Source organism: Roseimaritima multifibrata, from assembly GCF_007741495.1.
GTDB lineage: Bacteria > Planctomycetota > Planctomycetia > Pirellulales > Pirellulaceae > Roseimaritima > Roseimaritima multifibrata.
This window is the reverse complement of sequence record NZ_CP036262.1, coordinates 3,527,919-3,544,636: the sequence shown is the minus strand read 5'-3', so window position 1 is coordinate 3,544,636 and position 16,718 is coordinate 3,527,919. Positions and strand designations below refer to the sequence as shown.

Below are 16,718 nucleotides of genomic sequence, written 5' to 3'. Positions count from 1 at the left end.
TCAGGCGCGATCATTCGCACGTTACAACGGGGCCCACGACCGTTATGATGAACCACCGCAGCGAGTCTTCCGGAGAGCCCACCTAGACGCACACTCCCCACTGAGCGCAGGATAACGGATGTTGAACGTGTTAGACATATTGCTTGTCGAGGATGACGCCGATACGCGCGCCAACCTGTGCGATATCCTTGAACTTGACGGTCACCGAGTCCGCTTTGCTGCAACACACGCCGAGGCAAAGCAGCAAATCCAACTGGCGCCCGTTTCCGTGGTGATTCTGGACCGACGCTTGCCAGACGGCACGGCGGAAGAATTCTTGCCGGAACTGCGACGCTTGCTTCCTGACGTCGAAACCATCGTCGTGACGGGATACGCCGATATGGATGGCACCATTGAAGCTTTCCGTAACGGGGTCGCAGACTACATTCTAAAACCAATCAATCCGGACGCCCTGCGGAAAAGCGTCCAGCGACTTGTTCGCCAACGTCGCACGGAAGCCGAACTACGGAGCGAACAGCGGTTTGCCAATGAAATTCTGGCGACCGCCGAGGCGATCGTGCTTGTGCTAGATCTGAACGGTGGAATCCGCCGATTCAATCCCTACTTCACCAAGATTACCGGTTGGGAACTAGAGGAACTGCAAGGCCTTGATTGGTTTGAACATTGTATTCCTCCCCAGGAGAAGGACAGGATCCGTGGCGTTTTTCTATCCACCGCGCACGACGTCCATTCCACAGGCATTCTAAACCCGATTTGCACCAAAGACGGAGGGGAACGTCAGATACGATGGTCCAACACCACCCTGAAAGACAATTCAGGACGAGTGACGTCAGTCTTGGGGGTGGGCGTCGATGTGACCGAACTGGTCGCCGCTGAAGACCTGGCAATGCGTTCAGAACGTCTGGCGGCAATCGGTCAGACAATGACCGGACTGGCTCACGAAAGTCGCAACGCACTCCAGCGAATCAAAGCGGGCGTGGAAGTGCTCTCCCTGGAAATTCCGGCATCCTCGGAAGCGAATGCAGATTTAAAGTCGATCGCTCGTGCCGCAAACGACCTGCACACTTTGCTGGAAGAGGTCCGCTCCTACGCCGCCCCGATCCACTTACGCCGGAAACAAGTTCGGCTGCCCGACCTTTGGCGACGGGTCTGGGGATACCTGAAGGTATCAAAATCGGGGCGGTCTGCTGAACTGGATGACAGTGGATGTCACTGTGAAGATCTTGTTGAAGTGGACGTAGCGAAAATGGAACAGGTTTTTCGAAATCTTTTTGAAAATTCGCTCGCCGCTTGCAGTGATCCGGCCATAATCAGCGTCCGCTGCGAGTCGGATGGGCCCAATTCCATTCTGGTAGAAGTCCGGGATAACGGCCCCGGACTGAACGCCGAGCAGCAACGTAAACTTTTTGATCCCTTTTACACCACCAAAAGCGCCGGCACCGGTTTGGGCATGTCGATCGTGCAGCGAATTATCGACGCCCATCGCGGCGAGATTCAAATCGTTGAATCGACGACCGGGGCCTGCTTCCAATTTCGTTTAGCGAAGCAGACCTCCCTGGCTCGTCAACGAACGTGCCAGGAGATTTAGCCAGCATGCTCGAGCGCGAACTCCAAGCCCTGAACGCTTCCATTCTGGAAACCGCTGTCGATGGCATCATCGTCATCGATTCGAAGGGAACGATCCAGTTAGCGAACCCAGCGACGGAAAAACTTTTCCACTTTACCCAATCCGAACTGATTGGGAAAAACGTGAAAATCCTGATGCCCTCTCCTTATCGCAAGGAACATGACGGGTACCTGCAGAACTACCATGACACCGGTCATCGGATGATTATCGGCAGCGGCCGCGAGGTGATGGGACAGCGGAAAGACGGCAGCACGTTTCCATTGCACTTGGCCGTCAGCGAAATCAACATCGGAGGGAAGCAACTGTTCACAGGCGTTGTTCGCGACATCACCGATCTAAAAGAGGCTCAGCGTAAACTAGGCGAATTGAACGCCAGCCTAGACGAACGGGTCAGGGAACAGGCATTCGCGTTACAGGAGGCCCAAGCCGAATTGGTTCGCAAAGAAAAGTATGCAACGCTGGGGCAGATCTCAGGCAGCATCGCTCATGAAATCCGAAATCCGTTGAACGCTGTCAAAACGTCCGCCTACTTTCTATTAAATGCGAAAACGCCTTCGAAAGAAAAAATACGCGAGCACCTAGAACGAATCGACCGGCAGGTTGCGATGATTGACAACGTCGTAACGGCTTTAGTCGATGTCACGCAAATGCCCGAACCGGATGTCCATCCATGCGAAGTGGAACAGTTGCTAACCGTCGCCATGTCTGGCACGAACATTCCTCCCGGCTTGACCGTCAAGAAACAGATTCCCGCGGACCTACCGAAGGTCCTTGTCGACGGCAGTCAATTGGCGATCGTCCTGCGGAATCTGATTCGCAACTCGCGAGACGCGATGCCTAACGGCGGAGTCATGACGGTTATATGCAGTGCGGACAAATCGCAAGTCACGACCGAAATTCGAGATACAGGGACCGGAATTTCTCCTTCCGACCTTCTACGCATCGCCGAACCATTCTTTTCAACCAAAGCAAGCGGAATGGGGCTAGGGTTGGCCATTACAAAAGCGATCGTTGAAAAAAACCGGGGAATGATCCGCGTGCAAAGTGAACTCGGGCAGGGAACTCAATTTTTCATTTCGCTGCCCACCGGAAACGACGCCAAAGACCAACCCCAGAACGACGCTCAGGGAACAAACCATGGCTGAGAAACGAGTGTTAGTTGTCGACGATGACGCCGACATCCGTGTCAACATCAAGGATATCTTGGACGATTTGGGGCATCACACGGATACCGCCTGCGACGGTCCAGAAGCACTCCGACTCGCAGGCGACCAACACTACGATATGGTCCTGCTGGATCACCAAATGCCTGGCATGGACGGGACAACTTTGCACGGCGAACTACAGAAGATCCAGCCCACAATCGTTTCGGTCATGATCACCGCCCACGCGGGCAGTACAGGGGCCAAGCGAGCACTGGGGCTTGGCGTGGTGCGTGTCCTGTGCAAACCGGTCGACCTGAATGAATTATTGCACCTCGTCGACGAAAGCTAGTACCCTCCATCGGCCCCATCATCGGTCCGATAATAACGACAAAGAACCGCAGCTGGCGTGGTAGCCATTGGGCCTACTGATTGCATGTGGAGGGTCGACTCTTCCGACAGTCAATCGATTGCAGATGGTCAATCCGATCGCCAAAGGCCGGATCGCTTCTTGGGCGACTTGCTTTAGATAATACGAGCTGACGCAACCAGTAAGATGGACGACTCCCGAGATCACTCGCGCTCGCACATTTCGCAAATCACGGTAACCGGATTCCGCGATCGCCTTTCGGAAGTATCCCTCTTTCTCGTTTTCAACTCTCTCGATGAGTGTTTCGGCCTGTCGTACGATGACCGCCCCCCCATGGCCATCGTTGGTCGATGATTCACCAAAGTGCGTCGGTATCGGTTCGGCATCCACGGTTCGAGTGGCGGGCATGACGATTCCATTTGGGTGGTAAGGATGCGAGCCTAGCTGAACACCGAACCGACCGCATCCATCCGAGGGGGAGCGGCAATTCGGGTCCTTCGCGTTACGGGAAACGCTTTGCCTACGGGCCTCTGTGGCTGGACCGTCAATTTACGAAAACAGTGTTTCGTCTTAGCTCGCGTAGGGCGTCCAAATCGTTAAAAGCGAGAGTGCGAATGACGTGCCCAATCGCGGTCAAATTTTTTGCATGGAAAATTCGAAACGGCACTTCGATTGCGATACGTCATTCTTTGCATACAACCACACGCAAGATGAAACACTCAGCATGCAATTAAATGCACAAACCATTCACCAGATTCGCCTAGCCCGTTTGCTGATTGACGCATTACCGACCGGCATGGTCGTCACGGATTCACAAGGCAAAATCGTACTAATCAACCAACAGGCGGAATCCTGTTTCGGTTATCGCGAAGCCGAATTACGCGGCACGTCGATCGAGACGTTGATTCCCGAATGGTCCGAATCCGACGATTTGTCACACAAAGCGCGCAAAATGTCTCCTTCGCACGCTCAGCCTTTACCCGAATGGAAGTGTACGGAACTAAAACGTCAAGACGGATCCATTTTTCCTATTCGCTTTCAAATGGCATCGATGCCGACGCCATCAGACGACCTGATTCTCACCCAGGTTTCTTGCCTGCTGTCCGACGATCCCGAACACAAAAAAGTGATCCAGGCGGAAAGACTGACCGCCATCCGCGAGATGGCTTCGGGGCTAGCACATGAAACCAACAACGCCCTGCAACGGGCTCGAGCCTGCCTGGAACTGCTGGAAATGGACCTGCCACAGGACTCTCCGTCGTTGAACTTGACGGGACGCATTAGCGAAGCCCTGGATGATCTGCTGAGAAATTACGAAGACGTGAAGAGCTACGCGTCGCCGATCACGTTGAAACTGTCCCCCAACATCAACGTTGCTCAACTTTGCCAAACCGCCTTTGACGAGCTGACCGAATCCTCCTCGTCAAAACACACGCTGGTAATCAAAAGTGACGCTTCATGCGATCGAATAAACGTCGACGTTGCGAAAATCAAACGAGTCCTCCAGGCCATTTTGGAAAACGGGATCCAAGCGAGCCCAGACGGCGCTCAAATCGACATCTCCTGCCAAAAAATTACGTTCCACGAGAAAGATGCAATCGAGATCAGCGCTCGAGACCATGGAACCGGATTCAGCGAAGCAATCTTACCCCATCTGTTCGCCCCATTCTTTTCGACCAAGGCGCGAGGTAGCGGCCTTGGACTTGCCGTCTGTCGCCGCATCGTGGAAACCCACCAAGGAACGCTCTCCGCAACCAATCACCCGGATGGCGGCGCGCTCGTTCACATTGTGCTCCCGAAGAATCTTGAACACCGTTAGGGGAAGCGACCGGGCACAGACACCCGCACGCGGATCCTTCGCCAAACCGGTTCCATGATCGGGAAGCCAATTGCCTGTGCACCCTAGCACAGGCGCGCCATAATGCACGCAGGTTCCGTTTTCCCTATCCTGTGTCCCAGAACAACTCATCCGTTAATCCGTTGCAAAACGTTGGGTTATTCCACTTCCAAGCAAGGAAAAACCTGTTTGGAAATTTGGATGGAACAGGTTTCGCGTACCCGAGTCAGGCGTAAGTATCACCGCAGCCGACACCGATTCAAAGAAATAGCAATGACAGAAACACCGATGAAGATCTTGCTGGTGGAGGACGAGGAAGATTTTCGCGATTCATGCGCCCGTTGGATGCAGCGAAAGGGCTACTCGGTTACCGGAGTGTCGAATGCTGCTGAAGCGCTGACGCAGTTGGACCAAAAAACGTTCGACGTTGGGGTTTTCGACATGAACATGCCGGGAATGTCAGGACTTGAGCTGCTACAGCGGATCCACCAAGACAACGTTGAAATCGAAGTCATCATGCTGACCGGTCAAGGAACGATCGAAACGGCAGTGTCAGCGATGAAACTTGGCGCCTGCGATTTCCTCAGCAAGCCCTGCTCACTGGGCGACCTTGAAAGCGTTTGCTTGATGGCGCGCGAGCGGAAGGAACTTCGTAAAGAGAACAAACAATTAAAAGCGGTGATTTCACGGCAACGCCCTGCGGCCCAGATGGTCGGCGAATCAAAGGCGATGCAGGATGTCATGCGGATGGTCGAAAAGGTTGCACCAACAGACAAACCGGTTCTGATCGAAGGGGAAAGCGGAACCGGCAAAGAAGTTGTTGCCAGATCGATTCAGCAGGCAAGCCGGTTAAGCGACAAACCGTTCGTCACGATCAACTGTGCAGCCCTGCCAGAAAACTTGGTCGAAAGCGAACTGTTTGGCCACCAAAAAGGAGCTTTCACCGGTGCGACGGCCGAGAAGCCTGGCCTATTCGAAATCGCCGACGGAGGAACGATCTTCATCGACGAAATTGGAGAACTGCCACTCGCGTTACAACCGAAACTGTTGCGTGTTCTGGAAGATGGTTCGATGCGACGAGTCGGTTGCCATCGGGAACGAACGGTTCGCGTTCGCGTGATCGCCGCAACTAACCGCGATTTAGCCGCCGAAGTGCAGGCGGGTAATTTCCGAGAAGACCTTTATTACCGAATCAATGTCCTATCATTGGTCCTTCCCCCGCTACGCGAACGGGAAGGAGATATCGACCGATTGATCGATCACTACCTTCCCAAGCCCTGGCACGTGGAAGCAAACGTACGGACCGTCCTCAACCGCTACCCTTGGCCTGGCAACATTCGTCAGCTGATCAACATCGTTCAGCGTGCGACCATCCTCGCGGACAATCACGAAATCACGCTAGACGATCTTCCCGCCCAGATCATCGATTTTACCAATGGTGTATCTCATACACTTCCCTCTCCCCCGACATCGCTATACGTCAAAGAAAATTCGCCGGAAACGCCCTCGCTGGAAAAGCAAGTGGTTCTGGGCGAACCCGAATTCCATTTAGACGATGTCGCTCGCGTGCATGTGCTGGAAGTGCTTAAAAAAGAGAACGGGAACAAAGCGAGTGCCGCCAGAAAACTGGGAATCCACCGTCGCAAACTCTATCGCCTGCTGGAACGTTTTAGCGAAGACGCCGACAAGCAACCGGAATCGGTGACCACCTCCGTCCTCGACTGATGCGTCCGCTTGAGGACACCGCAGAGACAACGGTAATGAAGCCCTACTAGTCTAACGGGATGCAACGTAGGGGATCCTCTCCGAGGCCTCAGGCTGTAGAAATCCCAACCCGCGGCGCACGCGAGGGATTAGGGTCTGCAATCCCTCGCTTACGCAGCGCGTTGGGATTTTTTGATGCACGACCGCACAGCGTCAAACCCACTGAGAAACCGTCACGAATAAATCTCACGTCCCGACAGACGATGCAGCGTAAGCGCAAAGCCCTAAGACGCCTGGCTTGAAACGTCGCAACTTCGAAACGCCGCGGGAGTGGCACGACTCCGTTGAGCCCATGGGCACGAGCGCGCTTATCGGCACACAAATGATTGTTTTCTGACGAAATCGATCGATTTAGACGGTTGGCACTCGGCTTGCTCTAAAGAAGGCGTAACACCAAGGAGAGCCTGATGAAAAAGATACTGCTTGCAACCGACGGTTCGGTACACGCTAGGCAATCGGCCAAGTTTTTTGCGTCCTTACCGCACGATGAAAAGGTGGAGATCACAGTGGTTTCGGCACTGTACCTCCCCGTAACCAACCAGACCTACTTGACCGGGGACTGGATACGAAACTGTATTGAACAGGACGAGAAGCAGGCAGAGCAGGAATTTGAATGGATCAAAAAACTGTATGCAGGCGCTAACGTCACGCTGAATCATGTCATTCGCGAGGGGCATCCAGGAGAAGCTATCGTCGCTGTCGCTCGAGATATCGACGCGGAACTGGTCGTTCTAGGAGCAAAGGGGAAATCGGCGGTCAATCGCATTTTGCTCGGTAGCACCAGCGACTATGTGGCAACGCACGCCCCCTGCAGCGTTCTGGTCGTTCGCCCCACCGAAGCAATCACCAAGGGCCAGCCGATTCGAATCGCGATCGGATACGAAGAATCGGGCGCTGCCCAAGCGGCGATCGAAGAATTCAGCGAATTCTCTTGGGGAAAAGAACCGGACGTACGCATCGTCAACGTCTCCTTTCGCTTCGGATTTTTTGACGCGGACTACTTAAAATTGTCCGACCAGATGATTAAGAACGCCGCCGATCAGATTCGATCGGTCGCTCCGAATGCGACAGGCGTGCACCTGGAAAGCGATCACTTCGGAGAGGCATTGGTTCAGTATGCCGAAGACGAAAAAATTGACATCTTCGTTGTTGGCGAAACGCCCCGGACTCGCCTTGGCCGTGTGCTGATGGGCAGCATGACCCGGTATGTCCTTCGACACGCTCCCTCTGGCGTGTGGATCACTCGAAACCGAGCGATTCATGGCGTTCAAAAGAACAGTGAAGCAAAAGAGGTCGCTTCTGAGTAACGACGACGGCGGCCTCACGAAGGATCACGACAGCAAGTCGACTGGAGTGATGCCTGATCGAGGAAACTTAACAGCGTTCACTCACCTTCACGTGCAGGTGAGTGGTCGCAACATTCATCGAAGGAGATCACTCGCCATCGACATACTTCCCCCATCAGCGAACGACTAGCTGACATCCCACAAACATCCGTCGTCGTACCATGCCAAGCGAAACTTCCAGCCAATCCAGTCGCACTCGACTGCTTCAGGACCTGCAAAGCGACGACGCGTATCCCCATCCGGTTGACCAACCGATCGAAGTCCATGAAACGCACATCTCGATAGTGTTTCTCGCGGGCGATTATGCGTACAAAGTCAAGAAGACCATCAAGACCAGTTTCCTTGACTACACCACGCTTGCCAAACGTAAAACGCTGTGTGAAGAAGAATTGCGGCTTGATCGGCGGTATGCCCCCGAACTGTATATGGACGTCGTTCCCATCTGCTTGGTCGACAACCGGCTTAAAATTGGTGGCGACGGCGAACCTGTCGAATATGCCGTCAAAATGCGTCGATTCCCAAAGGAAGCTCTGCTGAGTGAACGAATTGAAACTGGCAAAGTAACGACCGAACAGATTTCTCAACTTGCAGCGACCATCGCTGATTTTCATTCGACCGCAGAAATTTGCGAAGGTGAATTCGCTGCAGGATGGGCTGATTTTGTCACCCAGAACTTGGCGGAGATTCTACAAACCCTTGAGCCAGTGGGCGACGCTACAACCGCCTCTACACTTCGAGTGATTCGTACTTGGTCGCAAGACTTCCAACGTGAACACGCGAGTGCCTTCCGAACGCGAACCGAAGACCATTTCATCCGGGAATGTCACGGCGATTTGCATCTTCAAAACGTGGTGAATTGGAACGGCCGCCTAATTCCGTTTGATGGGATCGAATTTAACAAACGCCTTCGCTGCATCGATGTCATGAGCGATTCCGCGTTCACCGCGATGGACCTAGCCGCACGAGGGCACCTCGATCTTTCGCGCAGCTTTATCAATGCCTATTTTGAACATACCGGTGATTACTCATCGATCGTACTTCTCCGCTGGTACCTATGTTACCGATCGATCGTTCGCGCCCTGGTCGCGTCCATCCGGAGCTCGAACCAAGGGGCGACGGACGAGGAAAAGCGGTTGGCAAAAGAAGATTGCCGAAAGCACGTCGATCTGGCCTATCGGTTCACCCTGCGGCAAGCTCCTGGACTATGGATCACCCATGGGCTGAGTGGAAGTGGCAAAACCACGATCAGCGAATCGGTTGTCCAACGGCGTGAAGCGATTCGCCTGCGCAGCGATATCGAACGGAAGCGGCACTTTGGTTTAAAACCGACCGAACGGCCGACCGAAAGCCAAAAAGAACTTCTCTATAGCGAGGCCACCAATCGCGAGCTTTACGAACGATTGCGAACGCAGGCTTCACAGATTCTCAAAGCAGGCTATAGCGTTATTGTCGATGCAACGTTTCTGAAGCAGCGGGAACGAGAACGGTTCCGACAGACTGCCGAGCAGGAGGGCGTGTCGTTTGCGATCCTCGAATGCCACGCAGATATTCAAACGCTCCGGCAAAGGGTTGTCGATCGGCTGGCAAAAAATTCAGACGCTTCCGATGCTGACTTGGAAGCATTGAATCATCAATTGGCCACGAACGAGCCGATCACCGGCGCCGAACGCGAATTCGTTGTGGACATTCCCGACCGAATTCAAACGGTGGAAACCCTTTGAAACAATTGAAACAGCTTTTCTGAATCTCTATATCTTTGGAACCTATCATGTCCATGAGTCTAGAAACCAATTACGGCGGACTGCATCTTGCCACCCCCATCATCGTTGGCGCATGCCCCATGACGATGCAGGAAGCGGTCCGTGTCACCCTTCAGTCAGCTGGAGCCGGGGCGATCGTATTCCCCTCGCTATTCGAGGAACAGGTGATCTTGTGGAGCCAAAAAAACGGTCACTCGATCTCGGGGCAGGAACAACGTCTGCTTGAACGCTCGAAACACAGTCATTCGAACTGGGCTGTTCCTGATGCCGACACCTACCTTGCGATGGTCAATCGTGCGACGGCGACACGTACCATCCCTGTCATCGCTAGCCTAAACGGATTTACCGCTGGGGGCTGGACCGATTTTGCTGGTGAACTTCAAGAGGTTGGAGTGGCAGCGATTGAACTGAACATCCATCATTCGATTGCGAGTGAGTACAAGAGTGCCGCTGAGATTGAAACAACGGTTTTGGATGCTGTACGGGATATCGATGCGGCGATAACGATCCCCCTCTTTGTCAAACTAGACCGGAACTTCACCAGCATTCCACATCTGGCTGCACAACTTTTATCCGGCGCTCAAGGTCTTGTGCTGTACGGCCGTTCGCCCGCAGTCGATATCTGTCTGGATAGTTTCAAACTGTCATCCAAATGGAAACTTTCACGCGCGGGTGTCGGAACGGATTCGATCGAAAGTTTGATGCAGGTTCACGGGTTTTGCCCAGCGATGGCCCTTGCCGCCAGTGGCGGGATCGCTCACGCCGATGACCTGATCAAGGTTCTACTGGCTGGCGCCGATGTCGGAATGGTGACTTCCGCAATCTACCGTGAAGGTCCCGACGTGATTCGCACGATGTTGGATGGACTGCGCGTTTTCATGGAGAAACATCAGATGCAGTCGCTTTGGGACCTCCAGCAGAAACGACCTCTGGAATTCAATAGCGAGGAAGCGCGAGCCGCCTACGTCGCTGCACTCTCAGCACGCCTGAAAGGCAACGAATCCGACCCGGCCACTCCAACACTCCACTCCGACCGTTGGGGGCACGTGACCGGCGGATAATTGCGTGAAGTGCCACAGCTTGGAACATTCGTGTACAACGTCGATATCGCAAATGGTGCTTCGATCAATCGGGCCGCTAACTTCCCCGCGAATGAAACCAAAGTAAGTAATGAAAATCATTGTCTACAGCACCAAACCCTACGATCGCCGATTCCTCGACGAGGCCGTTCAATCGTCGAATCATTCGCTTACCTTTCTTGAAACACGGCTAACGGCAGCAACCGTCAAACTGGCTGCGGGTCATGACGTGGTCTGCGCGTTTGTGAATGATGAATTAGACGAAGGCATCTTGAAATCGCTTGCCGATATGGGCATCCATTTGATTGCCTTACGTTGTGCGGGATTTAACAACGTTGATCTAACAGCGGCAAAGAAAAACGCCATTTCGGTTGTCCGAGTCCCCGAATACTCACCACACGCCGTAGCCGAACATGCGGTCGCACTTCTCTTGGCGCTCAACCGGAACATTCACCGCGCCTACGGAAGGACTCGAGACGGCAATTTTTCTCTGGAGGGCTTGCTGGGGTTTGATCTGTATGGACGGACCGTTGGAGTCGTCGGGACCGGCAAGATCGGCTGCGAATTCGCGAAAATCATGAATGGATTTGGATGCCATCTGGTGGGCCTAGATATCCACACCAATCCGGAATGTGAAGCGTTGGGAATGGACTATGTGCAGTTGCCAGAATTGCTTCAAAGAGCTGACGTGATCTCACTACATTGCCCACTGACGCCCGAAACGCATCATCTGATCGACCATGACGCGATCGAGCAAATGAAACCGGATGTCACGATCATCAATACTTCACGCGGCGCGTGTGTCGACACAACGGCAGTGATCGCTGGCCTCAAGAGCGGCAAGATCGGACGCCTTGGATTAGACGTTTACGAAGAAGAAGCGGATCTGTTCTTCGAAGACCTTTCCGATCAAGTCATCCCAGACGACACCCTCTCACGATTGTTAACGTTCCCAAATGTGCTAATCACCGGGCACCAAGCATTTTTCACAAAAGAAGCGTTAGCCTGCATCGCCGCAACAACGATCCAAAACGTCACCGATTTCGAAGAAACAGGCAAATGCAAAAACCAAGTACAACCAACTCCAGCCTAACCCCACTCCCCCACTCCCCCACTCCTTCACTCCGTGTCTCCGTGTCTCCGTGTCTCCCCAAACTCAAACTCAAACTCAAACTCAAACCTTCAAACCTTCAAACCTTCAAAACAACCACCGAACGCCCATTAACCCGATAAAACGGCTCTTCAACAGCAACACCCTCGTCTTCTACAAAATCGTCGGGGCTTGGAAGCGAAGTATCGACCACGCGGTGCCACGATCCTGCGGCCCTTTCTTGAATTCCAAATTCAATCGATTCAGAGGACGCGTTCGCCATCACGTAAATATCGGTGTCGTCCTGCGAAGCTCCGTGCAAACAGTAGGCAAGCTGCTGCGAACTGGGTGACATGTCGACAAGGTGCCCCGTCCCATACCATTTGATGTCATCACGCCAGAAACGAGACCGACTGATCGAGGGATGAGCCTTTCGGAAGGCAATCATGTTCTTAAAGAAGCGAAAGATATCCGCATGTTCGTCTAGGAGATCCCAGTTCAGCCAACTGGTCAAATTGTCTTGGTTATACGGATTATTGTTTCCACCCTGCGTTTGCATGAATTCATCTCCCATTCGGAACATTGGGGTTCCGTTAGAAAGCATCAACAAACAGACAAAGTTTTTGACCTGTTGCTTGCGAAGCTTGCGAACCTCTTGCGGCACGTTCTCATCACCTTCCCAACCGCTGTTCCAACTGGATTCTTTAGCGCCATCGGTATTGCCATGGCCATTGGCCCAATTACGTTTCTCGTTGTACGAAACCAGGTCGTAAAGAGTTGACCCATCATGGGACGTGATGTAATTCACACTCAGGCGTGGCTGGTAGGCGTGAAGACAATCATCCGGAAAAAGATCCGCGCTGCCATACAGCCGCGTCATCAACTCAGGGACCATACCGGAATCTCCACGAACGTACTTCTGCATGGTATCTCGGTAGTGGGCGTTCCACTGCATCCATCGCTGCCCTGGAAATTTTGCTCCTAGCTGAAATTCTCCATCCGCGTCCCATGGCTCGGCAATCAATCGGGCGTCCGTCAAATCGGCGTTTGTACCGATCTCACTTACAATTGGCGGGTCATCCAAATTGATCGATCCATCGCTCTTCCGAGTAAAGATCGACGCCAGATCGAAACGAAACCCATCGACGTGCAGTTCGGCTCCCCAAAAACGCAGGCTATCAAGAATATGACGTCGAACCGCACGATTCGCCGTATGCAGGGTGTTGCCTGTCCCGCTGTAGTTCGCGTACGGAGCGTTCGGGTCGCCGGTCATGATGTACGCTGAACTGTTATCGATTCCCTTAAAATTATAGATTGGACCGGTGTGGTCCCCTTCACATGTATGGTTGTAGACAACATCCAAGATGACTTCGATCCCCGCATCATGCAGGGCGCTAACCATCGTCCGAAATTCAGACAACACGTTGCAGGTCTCAGGGTCGGTGCCGTAAGCATGATGCGGTGAAAAGAAGTTGAGGGGCATGTATCCCCAATAATTATTATGGTCAGGATCGAACTGGAACACAGGCATTAGTTCAACCGCCGTTATCCCCAGATCGACCAGATAGGGAATTTTGTCGACGACACCGAGAAAGGTGCCCCGATGCGATTCAGGAACCTTGGAATTGGGATGCCGAGTAAATCCTTTGACGTGCAATTCGTAGATAACTAAATCGCTGTCATGCCTGGGCGAAGGATCCTCGCCCCAATCGAATTCACAAAGTTCCGTTGGCAGTACCCCTAACGGCGCTTGGCCAGCGTTCGATCCCGGGCGACAGGCCGCCTGCCGACTGAAGTCATCAGGAAAATAGACACTGCGAGCGCACGGGTCCAACAGCACTTTCTCAAAATCAAAGTTATGCCAAGCAAAAATCCCTTGCGGCGCGGGCCCGTCGATTCGATACGCGTAATAGGCCGCCTCCGCCACCTCTTCACGGTTGACGCGACAGTGCCACACTGGTCCCGATTTATTTTTCAGGTAGTCAAACGCATACTCAAACATCGGACGTTCCACGTCTTGCTTTGAATACAAGAGCAGGTGGACAGCTTCCGCATGTTTGGAATAGAGAGAAAAATTATAAGCGTTCTCTTCGGCGATCCAGGTCGCACCAAGGGGATACGGCGTCCCTTCGACTTGTTCCCAGGTTTTCATTGCTCGACAGCCTTCGCGGTTCCGAAAAAATCGCCTTCCAATGTTTGGTCAGCGACGTTTTTCAGACGATCATTGATGAAGAAAACAGACCAAGCGATTTTGCAGGTCTACTTTTGGGTAGCCTTCCATCGCCAGTTCCGGATTTCGGGCATGTCCTGACCGTTTTTGCAGATGTACTCCCGGTGCTGGACAAGTTTCTCAGCCATCAGACGTTTTAGTGCTTGCCCTATCTCTCCGGTCTGTGGGAGCCGATCGATCGTATCCATCACGATGTGGAAGCGATCCAGCTCATTCAGCACCGTCATATCAAACGGAGTCGTGATCGTTCCCTCTTCTTTGTACCCACGAACATGAAAGTTCTCGTGATTCGTACGGCGGTAAGTTAAACGATGGATCAACCAGGGATAGGCGTGGAACACAAAAATGACCGGCTTGTCTTCAGTAAACAACGCATCAAAAGCGGGATCGTCCAGACCGTGCGGATGCTCGCTTTCGGGTTGTATTTTCATCAAATCAACGATGTTCACGAACCGAACTTTTAGATCGGGCAAATGCTCCCGAATGATCGACACCGCGGCCAATGTTTCCAAAGTCGGTACATCACCACAACAAGCGAAAACCACATCGGGCTCGCCCCCGTCGTCGCTGCTCGCCCAATCCCATACCCCGATTCCTTCCGCACAATGTTTTTCGGCGGCTTCCATCGTCAGCCACTGAGGAGCCGGATGTTTCCCCGCAACCACAACGTTGACGTATTGGCGACTCCTTAGGCAATGATCCATAACCGATAGCAAACAGTTAGCATCGGGAGGAAGATAGACTCGCACGACCGACGCTTTCTTGTTGACGACGACATCGATGAACCCTGGGTCTTGATGTGTGAACCCGTTATGGTCTTGCCGCCAAACATGAGACGCCAACAAATAGTTCAGCGAAGCAATCTTTTCGCGCCATGGCAATTCGTTTGTCACCTTCAGCCATTTTGCATGCTGATTAAACATCGAATCAACGATATGAATGAAAGCTTCGTAACAATTGAACAGGCCATGCCGCCCGGTCAACAGATAGCCTTCCAGCCACCCCTCGCACTGATGCTCGCTAAGCATCTCCAATACGCGTCCCGAGGTTTCCAGAAATTCGTCATTTGCTTCCGTGCGGGCCTCCCATTGCCGTGAAGTGACATCAAACACGGCAGCCAGTCCATTCGAAATGGTTTCATCAGGCCCAAAGACGCGGAAGTTCTTTGCTTCCATGTTCAGTTTGATCACATCGCGAACAAACGGTCCAAGCACCCGAGTATCGCCGATCCCAGGGGCTCCCGGTTCAGGAACATCCGTCGCGTAGTCGCGATAGTCCGGCATGACTAAATCACGCAGTAGCGCACCACCGTTAGCATTTGGATTTGCCCCCATACGCCGCTTGCCAGTCGGTGCCAATTCAGCTAATTCCGGCATCAGCCGACCGTTCTCGTCAAAGAGTTCCTCGGGGCGATAGCTCCGCAGCCACTCTTCAATTAAGGGCAGGTGTTCGGGTTTGCCGGCCGGGTCGGAAAGAGGAACTTGATGTGAATGAAAAGTCCCTTCGTTTGGAACGCCGTCGACCACCTTCGGACCGGTCCAGCCTTTAGGAGATCGGAGCACGATCATCGGCCAACGTGGGCGTTCCCTATTCCCATTTTCACGCGCATCACGCTGAATCGCTTGGATCTGATGGATGCAATCGTCCATCGCCGTCGCCATCGCCTCGTGCATCAATGCCGGGTCATCCCCTTCGACAAAATAGGGCGTCCACCCATAGCCTCGCAGTAGTTGCTCCAGTTCCTCATGACCGATGCGGGCAAGCACCGTGGGATTGGCGATTTTGTACCCGTTTAGATGCAGGATCGGTAACACAGCCCCGTCATCAACGGGATTAAGGAACTTGTTGGAATGCCAGGCCGTCGCCAACGGTCCCGTTTCCGCTTCACCATCCCCGACGACACAGGCAACAATCAATTCGGGATTGTCGAAAACGGCACCAAATGAATGACTGAGCGAATATCCAAGCTCACCCCCTTCATGAATCGATCCAGGGCATTCGGGGGATACATGGCTAGGAATTCCGCCCGGAAACGAAAACTGGATAAACAGCTTTCGCAGCCCTTCTTCATCTTGAGAGATATGCGGGTAGATCTCCGTGTAGGAACCTTCTAGATACGTGTTCGCAACAACCGCAGGACCACCATGCCCAGGACCGGAAACATAGATCATGTCAAGATCGTTCTCCTTAATGACACGATTTAGGTGGGCATAGATGAAGTTCTGCCCGGGAGTTGTCCCCCAGTGCCCAAGCAACATCTTCTTAATGTCCGACAATTCTAAAGGGCGTCGGAGCAGGGGGTTGTCGTACAGATAGATTTGGCCGACCGATAGATAGTTGGCCGCCCGCCAGTAGGCATCGATCGTGCGTAACTGATCGGCCGAGAGTGTCCGTTTTTGCTGCAGCGTTGACATGGATAAGTTCCCTTATTCTTTAGAGGTCCATTGGGATTGGAAGGTGTCAATTCACCGGA

The 16,718-nt window shown here is 53.1% G+C and carries 12 protein-coding genes; 9 read left to right on the top strand and 3 right to left on the bottom strand.

The window, feature by feature from the left end; genetic code table 11:
• Positions 1–118 precede the first annotated feature (118 nt).
• The 3 genes from FF011L_RS12880 to FF011L_RS12870 are packed head-to-tail and all read left to right on the top strand — an operon-like array spanning position 119 to position 3,121.
• On the top strand, positions 119–1,588 hold the full coding sequence (locus FF011L_RS12880) for an ATP-binding protein (protein ID WP_145352054.1): 1,470 nt from the start codon (positions 119–121) through the stop codon (positions 1,586–1,588).
• Positions 1,589–1,593: 5 nt separating this feature from the next.
• Positions 1,594–2,772, top strand: coding sequence for a two-component system sensor histidine kinase NtrB (locus FF011L_RS12875; protein WP_145352053.1), 1,179 nt, complete (start codon positions 1,594–1,596; stop codon positions 2,770–2,772).
• On the top strand, positions 2,765–3,121 hold the full coding sequence (locus FF011L_RS12870) for a response regulator (protein ID WP_145352052.1): 357 nt from the start codon (positions 2,765–2,767) through the stop codon (positions 3,119–3,121). Before FF011L_RS12875 ends, FF011L_RS12870 begins: the two co-directional genes overlap by 8 nt.
• 18 nt (positions 3,122–3,139) lie before the next feature.
• Here the strand turns inward: FF011L_RS12870 and FF011L_RS12865 are convergent, their stop codons facing one another.
• Entirely contained in the window at positions 3,140–3,547 is a 408-nt protein-coding gene (locus FF011L_RS12865; RefSeq protein ID WP_145352051.1) for a BON domain-containing protein, read from the bottom strand.
• A gap of 316 nt (positions 3,548–3,863) precedes the next feature.
• Between FF011L_RS12865 and FF011L_RS12860 the strand changes: the two genes are divergently transcribed.
• From FF011L_RS12860 to FF011L_RS12835, 6 genes are all read left to right on the top strand, one after another.
• The gene (locus tag FF011L_RS12860) at positions 3,864–4,958 is read left to right on the top strand and encodes a two-component system sensor histidine kinase NtrB (RefSeq protein WP_218933181.1); all 1,095 of its coding nucleotides are present in this window, start codon (positions 3,864–3,866) and stop codon (positions 4,956–4,958) included.
• A 291-nt stretch (positions 4,959–5,249) separates the two neighbouring features.
• Positions 5,250–6,701 (top strand): sigma-54-dependent transcriptional regulator, encoded by a 1,452-nt coding sequence (locus FF011L_RS12855; protein ID WP_145352049.1) that lies wholly within the window; start codon positions 5,250–5,252, stop codon positions 6,699–6,701.
• A 446-nt stretch (positions 6,702–7,147) separates the two neighbouring features.
• Positions 7,148–8,047: a universal stress protein gene (locus FF011L_RS12850; protein WP_145352048.1), complete on the top strand. Its 900-nt coding sequence runs from the start codon at positions 7,148–7,150 to the stop codon at positions 8,045–8,047.
• A 200-nt stretch (positions 8,048–8,247) separates the two neighbouring features.
• The gene (locus FF011L_RS12845; RefSeq protein ID WP_145352047.1) at positions 8,248–9,807 is read left to right on the top strand and encodes a bifunctional aminoglycoside phosphotransferase/ATP-binding protein; all 1,560 of its coding nucleotides are present in this window, start codon (positions 8,248–8,250) and stop codon (positions 9,805–9,807) included.
• Between the two features lie 47 nt (positions 9,808–9,854).
• Entirely contained in the window at positions 9,855–10,907 is a 1,053-nt protein-coding gene (locus FF011L_RS12840; protein WP_145352046.1) for a dihydroorotate dehydrogenase-like protein, read from the top strand.
• 109 nt (positions 10,908–11,016) lie between these two features.
• Complete coding sequence (locus tag FF011L_RS12835; RefSeq protein WP_145352045.1) at positions 11,017–12,018, top strand: 2-hydroxyacid dehydrogenase; 1,002 nt, start codon at positions 11,017–11,019, stop codon at positions 12,016–12,018.
• 97 nt (positions 12,019–12,115) lie between these two features.
• On the opposite strand, the gene FF011L_RS12830 is transcribed toward FF011L_RS12835, so the two are convergent.
• Together FF011L_RS12830 and FF011L_RS12825 are read right to left on the bottom strand one after the other, a co-directional pair.
• A complete protein-coding gene (locus FF011L_RS12830; RefSeq protein WP_145352044.1) occupies positions 12,116–14,167 on the bottom strand; it encodes a glycogen debranching protein in 2,052 nt (683 codons plus the stop codon).
• Positions 14,168–14,274: 107 nt separating this feature from the next.
• Positions 14,275–16,659, bottom strand: a complete 2,385-nt coding sequence (locus tag FF011L_RS12825; protein WP_145352043.1) for a phosphoketolase family protein — start codon at positions 16,657–16,659, stop codon at positions 14,275–14,277.
• Positions 16,660–16,718 lie beyond the last annotated feature (59 nt).